This window comes from Streptococcus sp. 9.1, from assembly GCF_016648815.1.
Classification (GTDB): domain Bacteria; phylum Bacillota; class Bacilli; order Lactobacillales; family Streptococcaceae; genus Streptococcus; species Streptococcus salivarius_E.
Genome location: NZ_JACLQS010000017.1, coordinates 18110 through 40042 on the forward strand (window position 1 = coordinate 18110; position 21933 = coordinate 40042).

Annotated in this window: 14 protein-coding genes; 10 read left to right on the forward strand and 4 right to left on the reverse strand. The window is 40.7% G+C overall.

What is annotated here, in order from left to right:
• Nucleotides 1-51 precede the first annotated feature (51 nt).
• Entirely contained in the window at nt 52-1398 is a 1347-nt protein-coding gene (locus H7T93_RS08910) for a D-alanyl-D-alanine carboxypeptidase (RefSeq protein WP_201041863.1), read from the reverse strand.
• A gap of 231 nt (nt 1399-1629) precedes the next feature.
• The gene (locus H7T93_RS08915; RefSeq protein WP_084914546.1) at nt 1630-2826 is read right to left on the reverse strand and encodes a cation diffusion facilitator family transporter; all 1197 of its coding nucleotides are present in this window, start codon (nt 2824-2826) and stop codon (nt 1630-1632) included.
• A gap of 213 nt (nt 2827-3039) precedes the next feature.
• On the opposite strand from H7T93_RS08915, the gene H7T93_RS08920 reads away from it, so the two are divergent.
• The 3 genes from H7T93_RS08920 to H7T93_RS08930 all read left to right on the forward strand — a co-directional run bounded on the left by H7T93_RS08920 (nt 3040) and on the right by H7T93_RS08930 (nt 6994).
• Complete coding sequence (locus H7T93_RS08920; protein WP_070438509.1) at nt 3040-3693, forward strand: uracil-DNA glycosylase; 654 nt, start codon at nt 3040-3042, stop codon at nt 3691-3693.
• 19 nt (nt 3694-3712) lie between these two features.
• A complete protein-coding gene (locus tag H7T93_RS08925; protein WP_201041865.1) occupies nt 3713-4981 on the forward strand; it encodes a dihydroorotase in 1269 nt (422 codons plus the stop codon).
• Between the two features lie 75 nt (nt 4982-5056).
• On the forward strand, nt 5057-6994 hold the full coding sequence (locus H7T93_RS08930) for a DUF2207 domain-containing protein (RefSeq protein WP_037600619.1): 1938 nt from the start codon (nt 5057-5059) through the stop codon (nt 6992-6994).
• Between the two features lie 166 nt (nt 6995-7160).
• Here H7T93_RS08930 and H7T93_RS08935 read toward each other — a convergent pair whose 3' ends face one another.
• Both H7T93_RS08935 and H7T93_RS08940 read right to left on the reverse strand, forming a co-directional pair.
• Nucleotides 7161-8450, reverse strand: coding sequence for a hypothetical protein (locus H7T93_RS08935; RefSeq protein WP_175061793.1), 1290 nt, complete (start codon nt 8448-8450; stop codon nt 7161-7163).
• Entirely contained in the window at nt 8440-9702 is a 1263-nt protein-coding gene (locus H7T93_RS08940; protein ID WP_260313910.1) for a hypothetical protein, read from the reverse strand. Before H7T93_RS08940 ends, H7T93_RS08935 begins: the two co-directional genes overlap by 11 nt.
• A gap of 180 nt (nt 9703-9882) precedes the next feature.
• Between H7T93_RS08940 and H7T93_RS08945 the strand changes: the two genes are divergently transcribed.
• The 7 genes from H7T93_RS08945 to H7T93_RS08970 all read left to right on the forward strand — a co-directional run.
• Nucleotides 9883-10854, forward strand: coding sequence for a thiamine pyrophosphate-dependent dehydrogenase E1 component subunit alpha (locus tag H7T93_RS08945; protein WP_201041868.1), 972 nt, complete (start codon nt 9883-9885; stop codon nt 10852-10854).
• A 24-nt stretch (nt 10855-10878) separates the two neighbouring features.
• Nucleotides 10879-11877, forward strand: a complete 999-nt coding sequence (locus H7T93_RS08950) for an alpha-ketoacid dehydrogenase subunit beta (RefSeq protein ID WP_002884966.1) — start codon at nt 10879-10881, stop codon at nt 11875-11877.
• A gap of 235 nt (nt 11878-12112) precedes the next feature.
• Entirely contained in the window at nt 12113-13501 is a 1389-nt protein-coding gene (locus H7T93_RS08955) for a dihydrolipoamide acetyltransferase (RefSeq protein ID WP_064521169.1), read from the forward strand.
• Between the two features lie 171 nt (nt 13502-13672).
• Complete coding sequence (lpdA, locus tag H7T93_RS08960; RefSeq protein WP_201041870.1) at nt 13673-15430, forward strand: dihydrolipoyl dehydrogenase; 1758 nt, start codon at nt 13673-13675, stop codon at nt 15428-15430.
• A gap of 273 nt (nt 15431-15703) precedes the next feature.
• Entirely contained in the window at nt 15704-19255 is a 3552-nt protein-coding gene (locus H7T93_RS08965; RefSeq protein WP_175061796.1) for a GBS Bsp-like repeat-containing protein, read from the forward strand.
• A 292-nt stretch (nt 19256-19547) separates the two neighbouring features.
• Nucleotides 19548-19856 (forward strand): hypothetical protein, encoded by a 309-nt coding sequence (locus tag H7T93_RS10080; protein ID WP_232313546.1) that lies wholly within the window; start codon nt 19548-19550, stop codon nt 19854-19856.
• A gap of 13 nt (nt 19857-19869) precedes the next feature.
• Nucleotides 19870-21933, forward strand: a 2064-nt coding sequence (locus tag H7T93_RS08970) for a GBS Bsp-like repeat-containing protein (protein ID WP_260313909.1), incomplete at its 3' end; no start/stop codon positions are given.

Consider the following 21933-nt stretch of genomic DNA (forward strand, 5'->3'; position numbering starts at 1 on the left):
GGACTTCCTTGAATAGAGTATAAAAAAGACGTGTCATGGACACGCTTTCTTTTATTTATTGATTTGTCTTGCTTGACGACGTTCTTTGACTTTTTGACGACGTCCTTTTTCATTAAGGTAAATCAAGTAGATGAGACCAACTGGGATAAGGCATAGCAACCAGAAATAAACTGGGAGTTGACCATTATTTGTTGCTTTAGTAGCCTTTTTATCTTTTGGGTTACTTCCAAAATCGAACCATCCCTTAACTTTAGTTGCCTTAACAGAAGTAGCCTTGATTTTAGGTGATACTGTCTTCAGACCATTATCAATGACAATGTGATCATCTTTAACAGAGATTTTAGGGTCTTTGCCTTTTTTGACTGTGGCGTAGACATCTTTTTCGACATTGTATTTTTTACCGTCGATTTCTTGTTCACCCTTGCTAAGAACTTTCTTGTAAGAGAAGTCTTTATACATTTTCTCAACGAGAGCATTACCAAAGGTATGACGAATTTCTTCACCTGTTTGGTCAGACCAATCACCAGAACCCATGATGACAGCAATCATACGTTGATCACCACGCTTGATGGTATCAATATAGTTGAAGGCACCTTCTGGGCTTGATCCTGTCTTCAACCCATCAACCCCATCAATTCCGTATTTGGCACCTGGAATAGAGTAGTTGTAAGTCTCGAAGGTTTCCTCGTAAGGTGTTCCCTTTTTAACTGTGACAACAGGTTTGCTAGTGTATTTGAGAATGTCAGGGTATTTCTTGATGAAGTTATAGGTCATGATAGCCAAATCACGCGCAGTTGTTTGGTTGGTTTGGTTGTTATCATAACGTTGAGGACTGTAGTAACCTTTAAAGGCAACAGCAACGGCACCAGAAGCGTTAAACCATTTGGTATTGGTCATCCCTAGCTCTTTAGATTTTTCATTCATCATGTCTAGCCATTTATCAGGATCATTATTGGTCAAGTAGTTGGCCAGCATCACGGTTGTAACGTTAGAGGAAGGTACCGCCGTCATAGTGATGAGTTCTGAAACGGTATAATCAACACCCGCAACAATCTTGTTGTTGGAAATTTCGTAAATATCGGCAATAGCTTGGTCGGTTGGAGTAGCGGTGATAACAGTATCTTCAGAAATTTCTCCTTTAGACATAGCTTCAAAGACCAAATAAAGTGTCATGGCCTTAGACATAGAAGCAGGGTCACGCACCTCATCAGCATTTTCTTCCCAGAGGACATCTCCGGTATTGCCATCAATTAAGAGGGTTGATTTGGGGCGATAGGCCTCAGTGGCTTCAGTATAACCAGCAGCGCGTGTGATATCCATCAATTCGTCTGCACTAGATAAACTCGGTGCTAGGGCTAGACAAGCTGCTAAAAGGACGGCAACAATTTTCTTTTTCACAATGTGTCTCCTTTAATATCTATGGGGGTTCTGTAGCTGGCAGAACCTATTTTTATCTATTAATAACATTTGCCTGTCAAAACCCTAAATTCAGTAGTGACAAACACTTTCATTATAACATATAAAAGTTAGAGTTTTCCTAACATTCGGCATTTTAATGTAATTTTTAGAATCGCTTGAATGTTACACAAAATATAGTTGAAAGCTGAAAAAAACGAGCTTACTTGCTCGTTACTTTTCATCTTTTATCCTTGTCACTTGATGGTAAATCATGAACCAGGTTTCATTTCGACGCCAGATACTAGTGTGGAAATTTCCTCCCAACTCATAACTAATTAGTTTCGTTTTTTGACTAACAGATGTCATCTTGAAGCTGTCAAAGTTATTGAGAAGTGGTTGTTGATTAGCAATGACTTCTTCACGAGTGTGATGATGACCATTTTCATCGATTAAGTAGAAGTCAGGTGCCAAGAGATTTTCATAGTCAGGAATTTTTGACAGTATAATCTTTTCATTGCGAGAGAGTTTGTGAAGGACATTGCCATAAATTTCATCTTCGGGAATAGCAGCTGGTTCTACATGGACATCAGTGTCATAGACAGAGAAACGCTTGCTGAGAACCTCTTCAATTTGTTCAGTAATGGCATGACTCTCGTAAACAGAGAGGTCAGGATTCATTTCAACCACAATATCAAGATAGACGTTGCTACCATAAGAACGGCCACGCTGCTTCTTAACCTTAGTGACTTTTGGAATCTCAAGAATCGCTTTCTCATAGGCTTTGAGGTTTCTCTCATCGAAACCGTCTGACAAACTAAAGGTTGCTTCCATGAAGATATCATAGGCTGTCTTTAGAATGAATGAGGTAATGATAATGGCTGTAATATAGTCAATAATCGTGAGGTTGAAGGATGCTGCAACAATGGCGATTGACGTTCCAATAGAAGTTACGGCATCGGAGAGATTATCCTTAGCGGCCGCAATCAAAGCGCTAGATTTCAGCTTTTTGGCAAGTCCTTTATTGTATAAGTAAACGCCACACATGACGATAGCAGAAAGAACTCCGACGGTTGCACCAAGGGGATCGACTACAGTTTCCTCTCTTAGAAAAATCTTTCGGACTGTTTGAATTAGGACTTGGAAGCCTACCACGAACATGATAAAGGAAGTGACTAGGCTTGATAAGTCTTCAATCTTCCAATGACCAAACCTATGATCTGCATCAGCAGGTTGACTAGCTAGGTGCAATCCAATGAGTAGGGCCACGTTCCCTAAAATATCTGACAAGTTATTGAAACCATCGGCTATCAAAGAGCTAGAGTTTAAAAAGTGTCCTGCTAGAAGCTTTGCAATGGTTAGAAGAAGGTAGGCAGCGATACTGACAATGGGACCTCGTCTGGCTGCTCTTAAATTTTCATACGTAGTCATAGGATTACCTTTTCTCTTAAAATACAAGTTTAAATTATAGCATAAAACTATAACGAGTTAAAGCTTGTAAGCCCTTTAAACTTGTGGAGTTACTCATTTTTTAAACTTTATAGAAAATGCCTAGTAATCAGGGTGTTTTTTCAGTATTTTCCGAATATTCCCTACAAATTATGGTATAATTTAGGGTGTAAAACAGTCTAAAAAGAGGTTTTTATGGAACATTCGACATGGCACAAGCTTCTGAAAGAGGAACTGCCAGATCATTATTTTTCAAAGATAAATCAGTTTATGAACCAGGTTTATAGCCAGGGAACGGTTTATCCACCACGTGACAAGGTTTTTAATGCCTTGTTGGAGACCCCATTTGAAGAAGTGCGGGTGGTAATCCTTGGTCAGGACCCTTATCATGGGCCTCATCAAGCACAGGGACTATCCTTCTCAGTCCCCGATAGTCTGCCTGCTCCCCCATCTTTGAAGAATATTCTCAAGGAATTAGAGGAAGATCTGGGCCCTAGACCTTTCCATGATTTAACATCCTGGGCCAAGCAGGGGGTGCTTTTGCTTAATGCCTGTCTGACGGTTCCTGCTGGTCAAGCAAATGGGCATGCCGGTCAGGTTTGGGAACCTTTTACAGATGCTGTTATAAAGGTCCTTAATCAGAAGGATACTCCTGTTGTCTTTATACTTTGGGGTGGTTATGCTCGTAAGAAGAAGGCACTGGTGACAAATCCCAAGCATGCCATTATTGAGAGTGCCCATCCAAGTCCTTTGTCGGCTTATCGTGGTTTTTTTGGAAGCAAGCCTTTTTCAAAAACCAATGCCTACCTTGAATCTCAAGGCCAATCTCCAATTGATTGGTTGAAGTAAAATAGAAAGTTGGAAGATTATGTTACTAATTAAAAATGGTCGTGTTGTAGATCCTAAGTCTGGTTTGGATAAGCAAGCTGACGTTCTTGTTGATGGTAAAAAAGTCGTTAAGATTGCGGAAAATATCGAAGCTGATGATGCTCAAGTCATCGACGCGACCGGTCTTGTGGTAGCTCCTGGTTTGGTTGACATTCACGTTCATTTCCGTGAACCAGGTCAAACCCATAAAGAAGACATTCATACTGGTGCCTTGGCAGCTGCCGCAGGTGGTTTTACAACAGTTGTAATGATGGCTAATACTAATCCAACGATTTCAGACAAGGAAACCTTGGAGGAGGTCTTGACTCCAGCAGCTAAGGAAAATATCCATGTTAAGTCTGTTGCGACCATTACAAAGAATTTTGATGGTGAAAATATCACTGATTTCAAGGGCTTACTTGAAGCAGGTGCTGTCGGATTCTCAGATGATGGTATTCCATTGACCAATGCTGGTATTGTCAAAAAGGCCATGGAGCTAGCTAAAGAGAATAATACCTTTATCAGCCTTCACGAGGAGGATCCGGACCTCAATGGTATTCTCGGTTTCAATGAAAATATTGCTAAAAAAGAATTCCATATTTGCGGGGCAACTGGTGTAGCTGAGTACAGTATGATTGCGCGTGATGTCATGATTGCTTATGATACACAAGCACACGTTCATATTCAACACTTGTCAAAGGCTGAATCTGTAAAAGTGGTAGAATTTGCTCAAAAACTTGGAGCGCAAGTTACTGCCGAAGTGGCACCACAGCATTTCTCTAAGACTGAAGACCTCTTGCTCTCAAAAGGTGCTAATGCCAAGATGAACCCACCACTTCGTTTGGAATCTGACCGTCAGGCCGTTATCGAAGGGTTGAAATCTGGAGTCATCTCAGTCATTGCCACAGACCACGCGCCACACCATGCCGATGAAAAGAATGTGGCTGATGTGACTAAAGCACCATCAGGAATGACTGGTCTTGAAACATCACTCTCTCTTGGTTTGACCTACTTGGTTGAAGCAGGTCACTTAAGCTTGACTGAACTCTTGAAAGTAATGACTAGCAACCCATCTGATTTATATGGCTTCGATGCTGGTTATTTGGCTGAAAATGGACCAGCTGACCTCGTAATCTTTGCAGACAAAGAAAAACGTCAGGTCACAGCAGACTTTAAGTCTAAGGCAGCTAATTCACCATTTGTAGGCGAAGAGCTTACGGGCAGTGTTAAATACACTATCTGTGACGGTGAGATTGTTTATCAAGCCTAAGTAGTAGATTAGAGCAGGGCACATCGAGTCATTTGGTGGTGCACCTGCTTTTTTAATCTGAAAAGGAGCAAAAATATGAAAATAGTACTGAAAGGTCTCGTTAAATACCTTGCTTTAACTTTTTTGTTAGCCTGTTTTATGCCCCTGTCTTTGCAACATGTCCGAGCTGATGAGGTAGAGTATAGTCTGCCCTCCTATGTAGGTCACCTTTCAATCCATGATGATGGTAATGCGACGTTTACTCAGGAAGTGACTTATGATTTTGATAGTGATTATAAAGGTCAGTATGTAACTCTGGGGAAAATTGGTGGCTATTCTATCATGGATGATCCTAAGGTTTCGGCAACCGTAAATGGAAAAGAAAAGACAGATATCACCGTAGAAAAAACAGACTCTAATGATGGGGTGAAACTCAAGGTTTATAATTCAGGGTCAGATGGTGACAGGGTAGTTCTCAAAGTTACTTGGCAAATCCAACACCTGTTGAATCTATATTCAGATATTGCAGTTTTAAATTGGTTTCCTATCTCTGATTGGGATAAAGGATTTGGACATGTTGATTTCACAGTTGATGGTCTAGATGCAAGTCAGGGAGAGCTTTATGCCCACACCGGCTATTTCGGAAAAGACCCACAGGTTAAGCGTACTTCTACTGGTTATCAGGTTCATGTAGACAATTTACCATCCTCAGGTAAATTGGAATTACACGCCTACTGGCCGATGACCAGTACTTTACGGGAAAATAACCCGGCTTATTTATTAAATAAAACGAATGAGGCAGACTTTCTAAAAAAAGAAAGAGATATCAAGGAATCTAAAGAAAAGTTTCGACATCTATTTTATGTCACCTTGCCACTTGTAATCTTAAGCTTTGTTCTTGTTGGTATTTTATGTTACCTCATTGTTCTTTATAGCACTAGAACGCCTTCTTTCCCTCGAGATGCACGTCTTTATGAAGCCCCTCAAGATTTAGCACCTTTGGTCTTAGCTAAGAATGTTTATAATCAGTCTTTTGATAAAACAGGACTGAAAGAAGAAACAGGTCCTTTGAAGTTCAAATATATGGTGCAAGCAACCATCCTTGATTTGATTGATAGAAGTCATCTCACCTATAGACAAGAAGGTGATAGTAATATTCTGACACGTATTGAAAAGGAAGGTCTCTCTTCATTTGAAGTGTCTTTCTTGGATATGTTGTTTGATGGTCGCATGGAAATTAGAGATACGGAAATGTTCTCGCGCTATTATCTTGATAAAGATGCTCTAGAAAAACAATTTAAGAGTGCTAGAACAAGCTATGAGCGTGAAGCAATACGTTCCCAAGGAAAACGTGTCAAATATCAATTCACTAATGACGGCTATCAAGTAGCAAAAGGCGTAGAAAAAGAGGAATTTGCGCTTGGACTTCCTAACATTTATAGAGATTTTAGTCCGAAAGAAAAGACATTTAACCTATTGGGAGTAGCAGCTTTGGTACTTTCAATGGTGCTTTGTATTCTTTCAACCTTGTTCTTATTTGCTGCCTTTGGATCAGGACTTGGTTTTTACTATATTCTTGGTCTTCTACCTATAGCAGGAGTTACGATTTTATTCTGGTACTTAGTGAAAAGACGTCGTCAGAGATGTCTTGATGCAACTCAAATTTCAACCTATTACCAGTGGCATAGCTTTAAAAATATGATTAAGAGTATTCCTAGCTTTAAAGAGTCAGAGCTAGAATCTGTCATCCTATGGAATCGTATCTTGGTTTATGCGACACTCTATGGACAGGCGAAAAAAGTAAGTGATGTCCTAAAACGTTACAACATCCACCTCAGCAATCCATCTCTAGATGAGTTTACTTATTCAGCAGCACCGTTTATCATGATGAATAATGTCAATTATCTAGAATCTTATGTTTCTGCCTCAGATAGCGTAAGTAGTTTCTCTATCAATTCGAACAGTGGTAGTGGCGGCTTTGGAGGCGGAGGCTTCTCTGGTGGTGGCGGAGGTGGCGGAGGCGGTGCCTTCTAATCCACACTAGTCGGAGTTTACTATTTGTAGAGACACTCAGTCTATATGATTTTGGGTGTCTTTTTGTATGTCGAAGAATTTATTTCGTTCAAAAATGTTAGGAAGTTTTACTGTGAAGAGATATAAAGCAACAAAAAAAGAGCCAGTGGCTCTTTTTCATTATCACTTAATAACCAGGCTCAAAGACTTCAATAATTTGAGTCAGATAACCTGCATGTAAACCGATGCGATAGTCAACATTTGGTAGGCTCTTTACCAATTCATTAAGGTCTTGATCCTTACTAACCTTGTCAGTCAAAACAGGTAATTCAACAACAAGGAGTTGTGAGTGATCCAGTTGCAGGTAACTACTATTGACCTTGATGTCAGGACGAAGGAGTTTAAATATGGCTCTATCTGAAGCTTGGAGAAGTTGATACAAATCTAAATCAGATAAAGGAACTTCACCAAACTGAGGACTAATATTTATGGAAATGTCGACATGTGCTGCTCTCATTTCCAAAATACGATTTGAAAGAAAACTAGCTAATATAGGATTGCTGAGCTTATCCAAGTTTTCTTGCGTCTCTGGATTACCAATGCTAGCATTATCCGTTTTATAAATCTCAAGTAGACTAGTAGCTTTGGCAGTATCTCCATCTTCCAAAGCCAGTGAAACATCCTTGAGATTTTTTTTGAATAGGTCAAAGGATTTCTGCTTTTGGGTGATAATCTGGATAAAGGACTTGCTGTAGTTAGTCATAGTACCCAACAATTTATGACGTTCTTTGTTAAGTCTATCGATAGATTGTTGGTGAATAGCCTGGTTCCAATTGTAAAAATCCCATAGAAGTAGGGCAATATAGAGAACTAAAATCACAGAACTATTAGAACTAACCTTAAAAACCATTTCAAATAAATTTTTAGGGTCATTAGCTGTTGGAAGGATACTGTTAAGACCATGGATAACAGTAAAGAAGACATAGTAGATAGCTAGGAAGGCAGTACTTCGCAACCAGTTTCGTCTAGCCCAAGCTTCGTCAAGACTACTCATCTGATTGAGATCTACTGCGAAGATCTTAAGCGTTAGGTAAATAATTAACGGAGCTAAGATGTAGGTGAGGATATGTAAGTTAGTATTGAGGGTAACATCACCTTTGATATGGAAGACGTGAGGGAGAATGACGAGTGAAAGTAGTCGGGTAGCCATATCAAAAAGGATAGTTGGATAAAAAGCGTAAAGTAATCGATGATAGAAAGAACGCTCTTTGACAAGGGCCAAATCAGCAACAAGGAAGAAAAGTGGATCTATAACGATTTTGACTAAGTTAAAGTAAGATGCTGCAGCTACATAGGACAAAAATAGCAGTAAGAGGTGTCCTCGTTGTGGCTTAACCTTAGACATAGTCTGGTAGAGGTACCAAATAGAAATGAAACTAACAGCCTGTAAGAGAGGATTGATAATATTAGTAATCATTGTAACCTCCTTTTGTCATGTCAATCTCGATTTGTAAGCGGTAAATACCAGCACGTGTATTAGAAACGATGTTAACGTTTGGATAAGTGGATAGGATCTTATTGACGCGTTTCAGTTCGGGATCAGAGAAATCAGAGGTAATGGCTGAATCTTCTTTAGTACTTGAACTCTCAACGACAAAGTGTTGACTATCCTCGTCTTTAAAATAAGCATAGCTAAGGTATTTCGGTTCGCTATCTTGTGCTTGGTCAATGACATGATCCAAGATAGTTGATAGGACATATACCCAATCTAGAGGATAAATAGGATAAACGGTAATGGGTTCTGGGACCTCCATACTAACCCAAACATCCAACTCTTTTGCCTTTAGGAATTTAGCTTCAAAGAGGACTCGCAAATCAGGGAGTTTTATATTTTCAAGTTTATCTCGATAAAAATGATCAATCTTTTTATCGAGCGGATTCGGAGTCAGCAAGTAATCAATTAACTCCTGAGCCTCTTCGTTTTGTTGGAAACGAATGATATCATAGAGATTTTCAGCTTCATCTTTGATAAAGAGCTCTTGACTAGTTTTTTTCTGGTACCAAGTATTGATGTTCTGGCTTGATTTTTGAAGAAGCTGAGAATGTTCCTCTTGAGCTGCCTGTGTTTGTGCACTGAGGTCCTTTCTATAGAGATTAACCTGTCCAGATAGAATCAGAGCTGTAATAATAAGAAAGGCAATGGTAAAGTGAATGCTTGTCGAAAGGAGTTCAGAAGCAAAGTAGATAACGGCTAGGCCACAAAGGGCAACAGAGGTTGATTTGTACCAAGGTCTCGCTTTATCAATTTGCATCATTCGAGAGTAGTCCACTTGAAGAAGGGCACTTTGAGCAAACCATAGCAAAAACGCAAGCAAAAGTATAAATGGACCAGCAAAATAGTAATCTAGAACAGAAGGGAAAAAGATTGGAATAATCAGGAAAATGACCAGTCTCACCATTAAAGCAAAGGTGAAAGGTATAAAGAAAGTCTCCAAAATGGTATGCCTTAGATTTTTGTAGGATTTAGTAGCTAGCAAAAGTACAAGGGCAATAAAGCCTGATTTTGGAAAGGAAATGCCAAAATAACTAGTGGCGAAAATTGCTATTCCTGCTAAAATAAGAATCCAGTATCTAAGAGACCTCTGGGTGGTCATCTTGAAGATAACAATTTGTAAAATAAAAGCTATACATGCCGTAAGTCCGTGAACGATGACGTCACTCAATATCAAATATTCTCCTATTCGGGTAAAATCTATACAATTATATCATAATGCGCTAAAAAAAAGCATACGGATTGCCTATAAGTGATAAGGTTGTAAGGCTTTTCATTTTTCAAGCATATTTCTTGCTCATTAAGTTTTTTTAACCTATCCTAGATGTATAGAAAAATTTCGATAGAGGAGATCGATATGGGAAAACTTTCTAAAGAGACACATCTTGAGATGTTCACTAAAATGGAACGTATTCGTGAATTTGATTCACGTATTAATAAATTGGTTCGTCGTGGTTTTGTTCAAGGGATGACTCACTTTTCAGTTGGTGAGGAAGCAGCCAACGTTGGTGCTGTTCAACACTTGAGCTATGACGATATCTTCTTTTCAAATCACCGTGGTCACGGACAATCTATCGCCCAAGACATGGATTTGAATAAAATGATGGCAGAACTTGCTGGTAAAGCAACTGGTGTTTCTAAGGGCCGTGGTGGTTCTATGCACTTGGCTGACTTTGAAAAAGGTAACTATGGTACTAATGGTATCGTTGGTGGTGGTTACGCTCTTGCCGTAGGTGCAGCCCTCACTCAGCAATACAAAGAAACAGGAAACATTGTTGTGGCATTCTCTGGAGATGGCGCAACCAACGAAGGTTCATTCCATGAGTCAGTCAATATGGCAGCTACTTGGAAATTACCTGTTATCTTCTTTATCATCAATAACCGTTATGGTATCTCAATGGATATCCATAAAGCTACAAACACACCTCACCTTTATACACGTGCGGAAGCTTATGGTATTCCTGGTTTCTACTGTGAAGATGGTAACGATGTTTTGGCAGTCTATGAAACAATGGGCAAGGCTGTTGAGCATGTCCGTGGTGGTAACGGTCCTGCTATCGTTGAGGTAGAATCTTACCGCTGGTTTGGTCACTCAACTGCCGATGCGGGTGTTTACCGTACTAAGGAAGAAGTTGATGAGTGGAAGAACAATAACGACCCTATTATTAAATACCGTGACTATCTCGTTTCTGAAAATATCGCAAGCGCTGAAGAGTTAGATGCTATCCAAAGCCAAGTTAAGGCAGAGGTTGATGCAGCTTATGAGTTCGCCCAAAATAGCCCAGATCCAGAACTTTCAGTTGCCTTTGAAGATGTATGGGTAGACTAAAGAGAAAGGTTAAGGAATACAAGTATGAGTGAAACAAAATTGATGGCCTTGCGTGAGGCAGTAAACCTTGCTATGAGCGAGGAAATGCGTAAAGACGAAAATATCTTCCTTATGGGTGAAGATGTTGGTATCTATGGTGGTGACTTCGGTACATCAGTTGGTATGTTGGCAGAGTTTGGTGAAAAACGTGTTAAAGATACACCAATTTCAGAGGCGGCTATCGCTGGTGCAGCTGTTGGGTCTGCCATTACAGGTCTTCGTCCAATCGTTGACTTGACTTTCATGGACTTCATCACGATTGCCCTTGATGCTATCGTTAATAATGGTGCAAAAAACAACTACATGTTTGGTGGTGGTTTGAAGACCCCTGTAACCTTCCGTGTAGCCTCTGGTTCAGGGATTGGTTCTGCGGCACAGCACTCACAATCTCTTGAGTCATGGTTGACTCACATTCCAGGAATTAAAGTGGTTGCTCCAGGTAATGCTAACGACGCTAAAGGTCTTTTGAAATCTGCTATTCAAGACAATAACATTGTTATCTTCATGGAACCAAAAGCACTTTACGGTAAGAAAGAGGAAGTAACACAAGATCCTGATTTCTACATTCCACTTGGAAAAGGTGAAATCAAGCGTGAAGGAACTGACCTTACTATTGTCACATATGGTCGTATGTTGGAACGTGTTCTTAAGGCTGCTGAAGAGGTGGCTGAACAAGGTATCAATGTTGAGGTTGTTGACCCACGTACGCTTATCCCACTTGATAAGGAATTGATTTTCGAGTCAGTTAAGAAGACTGGTAAACTTATGTTGGTCAATGATGCTTATAAGACTGGTGGATTCATCGGTGAGATTGCTGCTATGGTTACAGAAAGTGAAGCGTTTGATTACCTTGACCACCCAATTGTACGTTTGGCAAGTGAGGATGTGCCTGTACCTTATGCGCGTGTTTTGGAACAAGCGGTTCTTCCAGATGTTGAAAAGATTAAGGCTGCTATTATCAAGATAGCCAATAAAGGAAACTAACTTTCTAGCGACGGTTAAGTGATATTTCTCGCTAGTAAAATGTGTTTCTTGTTTTAACTGTGGGAGTATCGGAAATTATAATTTAAAGTAGAAAGGAGAGGGCGTTAAAGCGTTTGAGTCAATTTGAACTCGAACGAAATGCTTCGGAATTTAGATAGTTTTACTGGTGTGCAAGCACACTAACGTAAAACTCCTAAAATTCTGTCGCATTTTAGCGTTCTTAGTATCATAAAATATGGCTTTTGAGATTATTATGCCTAAGCTTGGTGTGGACATGCAGGAAGGCGAAATCATCGAGTGGAAAAAACAAGAAGGTGATGTGGTTAATGAGGGAGATATCCTTCTTGAAATCATGTCAGATAAAACGAACATGGAACTTGAAGCAGAAGATTCTGGTGTTCTTTTGAAGATTACGCGTCAGGCTGGTGAAACTGTACCAGTTACTGAGGTTATTGGTTATATTGGAGCAGAAGGTGAAGTTTTGGCTGATAACGCAGCTAGCGCGCCAGCTGCTGAACCTGCGCCAAAAGTTGAAGAAGTTGCCGCTGTAGCAGAGCCTGTAGTAGCAGCGCAAACGCAAGCACCTATCGTTCACGAAGGCGGCAAGGTACGTGCAACACCTAAGGCTCGAAAGGTGGCGCGTGAGTTGGGGATTGACCTCGCTCAAGTTCCAGGAACTGGAGCAAAAGGTCGTGTTCATGCTGATGACGTTGAAAACTTTAAGGGTGCTCAACCTAAGGCGACTCCATTGGCACGTAAGATTGCAGCGGACCTTGGTATTGACTTAGCTAGCGTATCTGGAACAGGCTTTGGTGGTAAGATTACTAAGGAAGACATCCTTGCAATCAGTGCCCCAGCGCAAGTTAAGGAAGCGGCTGCTGCACCTGTGGTTGAAGCTAAACCTGAAAAAGTCTTGCCAGAAGGCGTGGAAGTTATCCCAATGTCTGCTATGCGTAAGGCAATTTCTAAGGGAATGACGCACTCATACTTGACTGCACCAACCTTTACTCTTAACTATGACGTGGACATGACTAACCTTATGGCTCTTCGTAAGCAAGTCCTAGACCCAATCATGAATAAGACTGGTATGAAGGTAACCTTCACGGATTTGATTGGCTTGGCAGTTGTGCGTACCCTTATGAAAGAGGAACACCGTTACCTCAATGCATCCTTGATTGACGATGCGCAAAATATCGAATTACATAAATTTGTTAATCTCGGTATTGCGGTTGGTCTCGATGATGGCTTGATTGTACCAGTTGTTCACGGTGCAGATAAGATGAGTTTATCTGAGTTTGTTGTGGCCTCTAAGGATGTCATCAAGAAGGCTCAGGCTGGTAAATTGAAGGCTGCTGAAATGTCAGGTTCAACCTTCTCTATTACTAACTTGGGAATGTTTGGAACCAAATCATTTAACCCAATCATCAACCAACCAAACTCAGCTATCCTTGGTGTTTCAGCAACGATTCAAACTCCAGTTGTTGTTGATGGGGAAGTTGTCGTGCGTCCAATCATGGGTCTATGCTTGACAATTGACCACCGTATTGTAGATGGTATGAATGGTGCCAAATTCATGGTTGATTTGAAACATTTGATTGAAAATCCTATGGAATTGTTGATTTAAGAAAAAAATATCTGAAAACTGAAGTTTTAATAGAAAGGAGAGGGCGAACCAGAGGGTATAACTGAACCCGAGCGGAAAGCTTGGAAAATAGACCGTTTGTCTACGTCAGCAGGCTGACGTGTCAGATGCCTAATTTTCAGTCGCTTTCTGGTCGCTCTTGGTATCTTATAAATGGCTTTTGAGATTATTATGCCTAAGCTTGGTGTGGACATGCAGGAAGGCGAAATCATCGAGTGGAAAAAACAAGAAGGTGATGTGGTTAATGAGGGAGATATCCTTCTTGAAATCATGTCAGATAAAACGAACATGGAACTTGAAGCAGAAGATTCTGGTGTTCTTTTGAAGATTACGCGTCAGGCTGGTGAAACTGTACCAGTTACTGAGGTTATTGGTTATATTGGAGCAGAAGGTGAAGTTGTGGCTGATAAGGCAGCTAGCGCACCTGTTGCAGAAGCAACTGCTCAGTTGGAATCAGCTGGTCTTGAAGTTCCTAAAGCTCCTGCCCAAGCTGCTCCAGCAGCTGCTGCAGAAAAAGCACCGCTTGCTGACAATGAGTACGATATTATCGTTGTCGGTGGTGGTCCTGCTGGTTACTATTCTGCCATTCGTGGTGCACAACTTGGTGGTAAGGTTGCCATCGTTGAAAAATCTGAATTTGGTGGAACATGTTTGAATAAAGGATGTATCCCAACTAAGACCTACCTTAAAAATGCAGAAATCCTTGATGGACTTAAGATTGCAGCAGGTCGTGGTATCAACCTAGCATCAACAAACTACACTATCGATATGGATAAGACAGTTGACTTTAAGAACTCTGTCGTTAAGACCCTTACTGGTGGTGTTCAAGGTCTTTTGAAGGCTAACAAGGTCACTATTTTCAACGGTCTTGGTCAAGTTAACCCAGATAAGACAGTTACTATTGGTTCAGAAACAATCAAGGGACGCAATATCATCCTTGCGACTGGATCAAAAGTATCTCGTATCAATATCCCTGGAATCGAGTCACAACTTGTGATGACTTCAGATGATATCCTTGACTTGCGTGAATTGCCGAAATCACTTGCTGTTATGGGTGGTGGTGTCGTTGGTATCGAGCTTGGTCTTGTTTATGCCTCATACGGTGTAGAAGTGACTGTTGTTGAGATGGCTGACCGCATTATTCCTGCTATGGATAAAGAAGTGTCACTTGAACTTCAAAAAATCCTTGCTAAGAAGGGTATGAAAATCATGACATCTGTTGGGGTTTCTGAGATTGTAGAAGCTAACAACCAATTGACCCTTAAACTTAATAATGGTGAAGAGATTGTAGCGGATCGTGCCCTTCTTTCAATCGGTCGTGTCCCTCAATTGGATGGTCTTGAAAATCTTAACCTTGAACTTGACCGTGGTCGTATCAAAGTTAATGCTTATCAAGAAACATCAATCCCAGGAATCTACGCACCAGGTGATGTTAACGGAACTAAGATGCTTGCTCACGCGGCTTTCCGTATGGGTGAAGTTGCAGCTGAAAATGCTATGCGTGGCAATGTCCGTAAGGCTCACCTTGACTACACACCAGCAGCTGTCTACACTCACCCAGAAGTCGCAATGTGTGGTCTTACTGAAGAAGATGCACGTGCGAAATACGGTGATGTTCTCGTTGGTAAATCAAGCTTCGCTGGTAACGGACGTGCCATCGCTTCAAACGAAGCACACGGTTTTGTTAAAGTCGTTGCAGATGCGAAGTACCATGAAATCCTTGGGGTTCATATTATTGGTCCAGCCGCAGCTGAATTGATTAACGAAGCATCAACAATTATGGAAAATGAATTGACTGTAGATGAACTCTTGCAATCTATCCACGGTCACCCAACCTTCTCTGAAAACATGTATGAAGCCTTTGCTGACGTACTTGGAGAAGCTATCCATAACCCACCAAAACGTAAATAAAGTTGATAAAATTCTCGGACAGATGTTCGGGGATTTTTCTTTTGTCACACATTTTCATCTTTAGCTATATCTTGCAAATTTCTTTGGATTTTTAGTGTTAAATACGAATAGGTAGTTAAAGGGTTTTCAAATAAGATAAATCACAATTTTATAGAGTTTAGAATTTTATAATATTTCTGCCTTATTTAGAAAACTTTTAATAATGACCTTTCCATGAGAGTTTATCTATGGTAAAATGGTTAAAGTATTATAAAAATGCAAAAGGAAAGTTAAATGCGAACGAAAGATTTTATATACTATGCCAGTGCGGCTGTTCTCTTGGCTGTAACTACTCAGGTTGCTCAAGCAGACGAAGTGGCGACACAAACGCCTTCTATTACTGAAGGAAATCAGTATCAACCTGCAACAGCGGCTGAGATTTTTGGTGGAGAAGCAGCCTTACCTGTAACTCCTAGTTCAACGGTTTCAGCACCCGCAGCTTCGAGTGAAGTGGCAAAAGCTAGTGCTCCAGCGGTATCTACGTCTCCTGCTTCACAGAGTTCCGAGGCTGCAACGGCAACGGCATCAACTTCGGTAGCTAACTCTACTGTTACTGCAACATCAAATTCAGTTGCGACTTCTGTAGTAAGTTCAGAAAGTGGAACTGCTTCTACAAGTGCGACAAGTTCAGAAATGTCAAATAGCACTGTAGCAACACCTGCTAAATTAACGAATTCTACGGATGTTCCTTCGCCAACCCTTAAGGTGCAACCGAAGACTTTTATCGATGTCAGCAGCCATAATGGTGAAATCAGTGTAGATGACTATCGTGCTCTTGCACGCCAAGGTGTTGGTGGTGTCGTTGTCAAGTTGACTGAGGATACTTGGTACAACAACCCTAAAGCACCATCACAAGTTCGTAATGCTCAAATTGCCGGTCTTCAAGTATCTACCTATCATTTTTCTCGATACACAACAGAGGAAGAAGCACGTGCAGAGGCTCGTTTCTACATTCAAGCTGCACAAAACCTTAACCTTCCAAAGAGTACTGTTATGGTTAATGATTTCGAAGACTCTAAGATGCTTCCAAATATCAACCGTAACACTCAAGCTTGGGTTAACGAAATGCGTAAGCATGGATACAACAACTTGATGTTCTATACAAGTGCTAGCTGGTTGGATGAGAACAATATAGGCTACCGTGGACCGGTATCAACCTCTCAGTTCGGTATTGAAAACTTCTGGGTGGCTCAGTACCCATCAGCAACGTTGACAGCTACAAGCGCAAAAAATATGCGTTACAATGCTAAAACGGGTGCATGGCAGTTCTCAGCAACAGCTAATCTTTTGCCAGGAAGACACGTCTTTGACCATAGTATTGACTATACAGGACGTTTCACAGCCAATGCCAGTGTCGAAGCAGATCCAACCCAAGGTGACTTGAGCGGAGTCATTTCTATTGTTAATAACAATCCAACTCTTGGTAGCTTTGACGTTGTTATCTCTAATGTTAAGGCACCAAATGGCGTTGAAACAGTCTCTGTTCCAATTTGGTCAGAAATCAATGGCCAAGATGACATTATCTGGTATACGGCTAACCGTCAAAATAATGGAACTTATACAGTAAACGTTAAGGCTTCAGCTCATAAAAACTCAACCGGTCTTTATAACATCCACCTTTATTATATTCAAAAAGATGGTCAAATGACGGGTGTTGGTGGAACAACTACGCAGGTCTTCATTGGTAAGACACCAGAGCAGTTGAAACCTAAAGCAAGTTTTGCTATTGAAAATAATAATGCTAAGGCAGGAACTTTTGATGCCGTTATCACTAATATCTCAGCACCACTAGGTGTTAAAGAGGTTTTAGTCCCATCATGGAGTCTTGAAAATGGTCAAGACGACCTTATTTGGCATAAGGCAACCAAGCAAAATGATGGTAGCTATCGTGTCACCATTAAGGCAAGTGAGCATAAGGGCAATAAAGGGAATTACCGTGCTGATGCCTACATCGTGGACAACGCTAACAATCGTCATTATATTGCCGAAAAAGTAGTGTCTGTTGATTATGCTCGACCAAGTGGTGTCCTTACAATTGAAAACAACAATACTGCAGCAGGTACTTTTGATGCCGTTGTTCGTAATATTGTTGCACCTACAGGTTTGAAAGAGGTTCTTGTTCCATCATGGAGTTTGGCTGGTGGTCAGGATGACCTCATCTGGCATAAGGCCACTCGTCAAGCCGACGGTTCTTACCGAGTGACTATCAAATCAACAGATCATAAGAACTCAACTGGTAAATACCGTGCTGATGCCTACATCGTAGATGACTCTAATAAGCGTTTCTACCTTACTGAAAAAGTGGTAGAAGTTACGCAAACTCGTCCTAGTGCAAGTCTCTTTATTGAAAATAATAATGCCGATTTAGGTACTTTTGATGCTGTAATTCGTAATATTGTAGCACCAAATGGAATTAAAGAAGTTTTAGTCCCATCATGGAGCTTGGTTAATGGACAAGATGATCTGGTTTGGCACAAAGCTAGTCGCCAATCTGATGGTAGCTATCGTGTCACTATTAAGGCAAGTGAGCATAAGAATTCCCTAGGAAATTACCGTGCTGACCTTTATATCGTAGATAATGCCAACCAACGTCATTATGTCACTGAAACAATTGTGGATGTGAAACATAATAAACCAGTAGGTACCATTTCAGTAGTTAATAACAATAAAGATACTGGTACTTTTGATGTCATTATCAGTGATGTTTATAGTCCTAAAGGTGTTCGTACTGTTCAAGTACCTATTTGGTCTGAAAAAGACGGACAAGATGATATTCGTTGGTATGAAGCAACACGTCAAGCTAATGGCACTTATACGGTAAATGTTCAAGCTACTAACCACAAAAATTCAACAGGCTTGTACAATATTCATTTGTACTACATTTTGAATGATGGGTCACAAGTTGGTGTTGGTGGTACAACGACAACTCTTGAATTCCGTAATGCTAAGACTAAAACGCAAACCTATATCACTAATGTTAACTCAGAAGCAGGTAGTTTTACAGTTGTAGTTGATCAAGCGCCACAAGGACGTCAGATTAAGAATATCCGTGTAGCTGTATGGTCAGAAAGCAACCAAGGAAACCTTTCTTGGTACAATACGGCACCTACTGGAACACATACTGAAATCAATGTTTCGACTGTTAATCATAAGAATCTCATTGGTAACTATACGACTCATGTTTATGTAGACTATGTAGACAATACTGTAGACGGATTCAACCTTGGTGAGACAGCTCTTGCTCCACGTAATCGTCGTGTTGAGCCTCAGACGACTTATTATTCTCAACGTGATCCTCGTTGGGCTTCTAAGTGGTATGGTGTCAGCAATATGGACCAGTCAGGCTGTGTTCCAACATCACTTGCCATGACCTTTACAGATATCTTGGGAACTGTAATTGCACCAACGACAGTTGCGGATTATTTGTACTACAATACAAATTCATTCAATAAAACATCAGTTGCTGGTACAGACGCGGATGGTATTGTATTAGCAAGTAAAAATTGGGGTCTCAAGAGCAACATGCTTTCAAGCATTGCTAACATTGCTTCAGCTTTGATGTCAGGCCAACACGTTCTGGCGGCAGTAGGAGCAAGCCAATTTATCAATTATCCTTACACGCATGAAATCGTGCTTCATGGCTATGATAATGGTAAAACTTATGTTCGTGATCCATTTAACGCCAATAACAATGGCTGGTATTCATTGGATTACATTCATGGTGTTCAGAGTCGAGATGCAATGGATACTAAGCTTGGTGCACCATTCTTCTCAATCTTTGCTTAATCTATTAATGAAAGGTCTTTAGAAGGTAACTTCTAAGGGCTTTTTTGGTGTTTATTTTTGATAGTTATATTTTGTGGTGATCTATTTTCAGAATATTATATACATGTTTAAAATCTCTTATTTATGGAGTTTTAGGTTCTTTATTTGGATGACATTGATACTTTCAGTATGTAAATTACTTATTTTTTTATCATTTTCATAATTTTTAGATAATTATCACTTTCGCTCTATTCGTAAGACATTTTCTATGGTAAAATGGGTGACGTATTAAGAAGTGTCAAAGGAAAGTTAAATGCGAACAAAAGATTTTATCTACTATGCCAGTGCAGCTGTCCTCATGGCGGTGACCACTCAGGTGGCCAGTGCTGATGAGGTAGCCACTCAAATGCCTACGGTTACTGAAGGGAACCAGTATCAACCTGCGACTGCAGCAGAAATTTTTGGTGGTGGAGCAGTTCTTGAACAAGAGTCACCATCAGCAAGTCCAAGTTCAACTGTGGCGGCAACATCTACAGCCACAAGTGAAGTAGCAAACTCAAGTACTCCACAAGTTAGCCAAGCAAGCTCAACAACACCAGAATCAAAAAGGAGTTACCTCTGAGTCTGTAGCTCCAATGAACACAGTAGCAAGTTCAGAAAATGCGACTGTATCGGCTGCTTCTGAGGTTTCAAATACTACGGTAACTGAACCAGCTAAGTTGACTCATGCCTCAGCTTCGTCTTATGATACCGATGTCTTAAAACCAAAGGCAAGCTTCTCAATTGAGAATAACAATAAGGCAACTGGTGCCTTCGATGCTGTGGTTCGAGATATTGTGGCACCCTTGGGTGTTAAAGAGGTTCTTGTCCCATCTTGGAGTCTAGCCAATGGTCAAGATGACTTGATTTGGCATAAGGCAGCCAAGCAAATGGATGGCTCTTATCGTGTAACCATTAAGGCGGTTGATCACAAGGGGGAGGCTGGCAATTACCGTGCAGATGCCTATGTTGTTGACCGAACAAATAAGAGACATTATATTTCTGAGAAAGTAGTCTCTGTTAATTACGCTCGTCCAAGTGCAAGCCTAACGATTGAAAATAATAATGCAGCTACAGGAACTTTTGACGCTGTGGTGAAAAATATCATTGCTCCTACAGGTGTGAAAGAAATCCTTGTACCGTCATGGAGTCTCGTTGGTGGTCAAGATGATTTGATTTGGCATAAGGCTACGAAACAAGCGGATGGTTCTTACCGAGCGACCATTAAGGCAAGTGACCACAAAAATTCAACTGGTAAGTATCGTGCAGATGCCTACATCGTAGATAATTTTAATAAGCGTTTCTACTTGACTGAAAAAGTGGTGGAAGTTAGCCAAGCTCGTCCAAGTGCAAGCTTAGCTATTGAAAATAACAATTCTACAACAGGTTCTTTTGATGCGGTTGTTCGTAATATTGTTGCTCCTAATGGTATTAAAGAAATTTTGGTACCATCATGGAGTCTGGTTAATGGACAGGACGATTTAGTTTGGCATAAGGCAAGTAAGCAAGCAGACGGTAGCTATCGTGTGACGATTAAGGCTTCAGACCACAAACATTCAACTGGTAAATACCGAGCTGATGTTTATCTCGTAGATAATTCTGGTAACCGTCAGTATTTGACTGAGACTGTGGTTGATATTAATGAAACTAAGCCAAGTGGTAGTCTTTCTATTCTAAATAATAAAGGGGCTGGAAGTTTTGATGTAGTCATCAGTGATGTCTATAGTCCTAAGGGTGTGCGTACAGTTCAGGTTCCAATCTGGTCTGAGGTTGATGGCCAAGATGATATTCGCTGGTATGAAGCCACACGTCAAACAGATGGCAATTACAAGGTTACTGTCCAAGTGGCTGACCACAAAAACTCAACTGGTCTTTACAATGTTCATCTTTACTATGTCCAAAATGATGGCTCACGAATCGGTGTAGGGGGAACACAAACAAAAGTTACTTTGTCAGAACCCAAAGCCGACCTTGCTATCACTGGTCTCAACAATGCTACTGGTAGCTATGATGTTGTTATCTCAAACTTGGTTGCTCCACGTGGTTTCAAAGAAGTCTTAGTTCCAACCTGGTCAGAAAAGAACGGCCAAGATGATATCATATGGTACAAAGCATCTAAGCAAGCTAATGGAGACTATAAGGTGACCGTTCGCTCAAGCAACCATAAGGGTGATAGTGGTCTGTATAATTCTCATGTCTATCTGGTTGACAATGATGGTAAATACATTGGCCTAGGTGGCAAACAAGTGACACTTGATATCACTAAGACTCAGGGAACTTTGACTATTGCTAACAATGATAAAAATCGTGGAACCTTTGATGTTCTTATCACCAATCTGACGAATCCAAGTGGTATTTCAGGTGTCCTTATCCCAGTCTGGTCTGAACAAAATGGTCAGGATGATCTTGTTTGGCATAATGCCACAAAACAGGATGATGGTTCCTATAAGGTGACTATTTCAGCTAGCCAGAACAAGTGGAACTCAGGCAAGTACATCGTTCATGGCTATATTGTTGATGCTTCTGGTAAGAATATCGGCTTTGGGGCAACTTCAGCTGATGTGGCAGCCCCTAAGAAAATCGGTTCGGCATCAAGAGGAAATTACGATGTTTTAAATAAGGTTGTCTATCTCGATGCTGGGCATGGTGGCTATGATCCA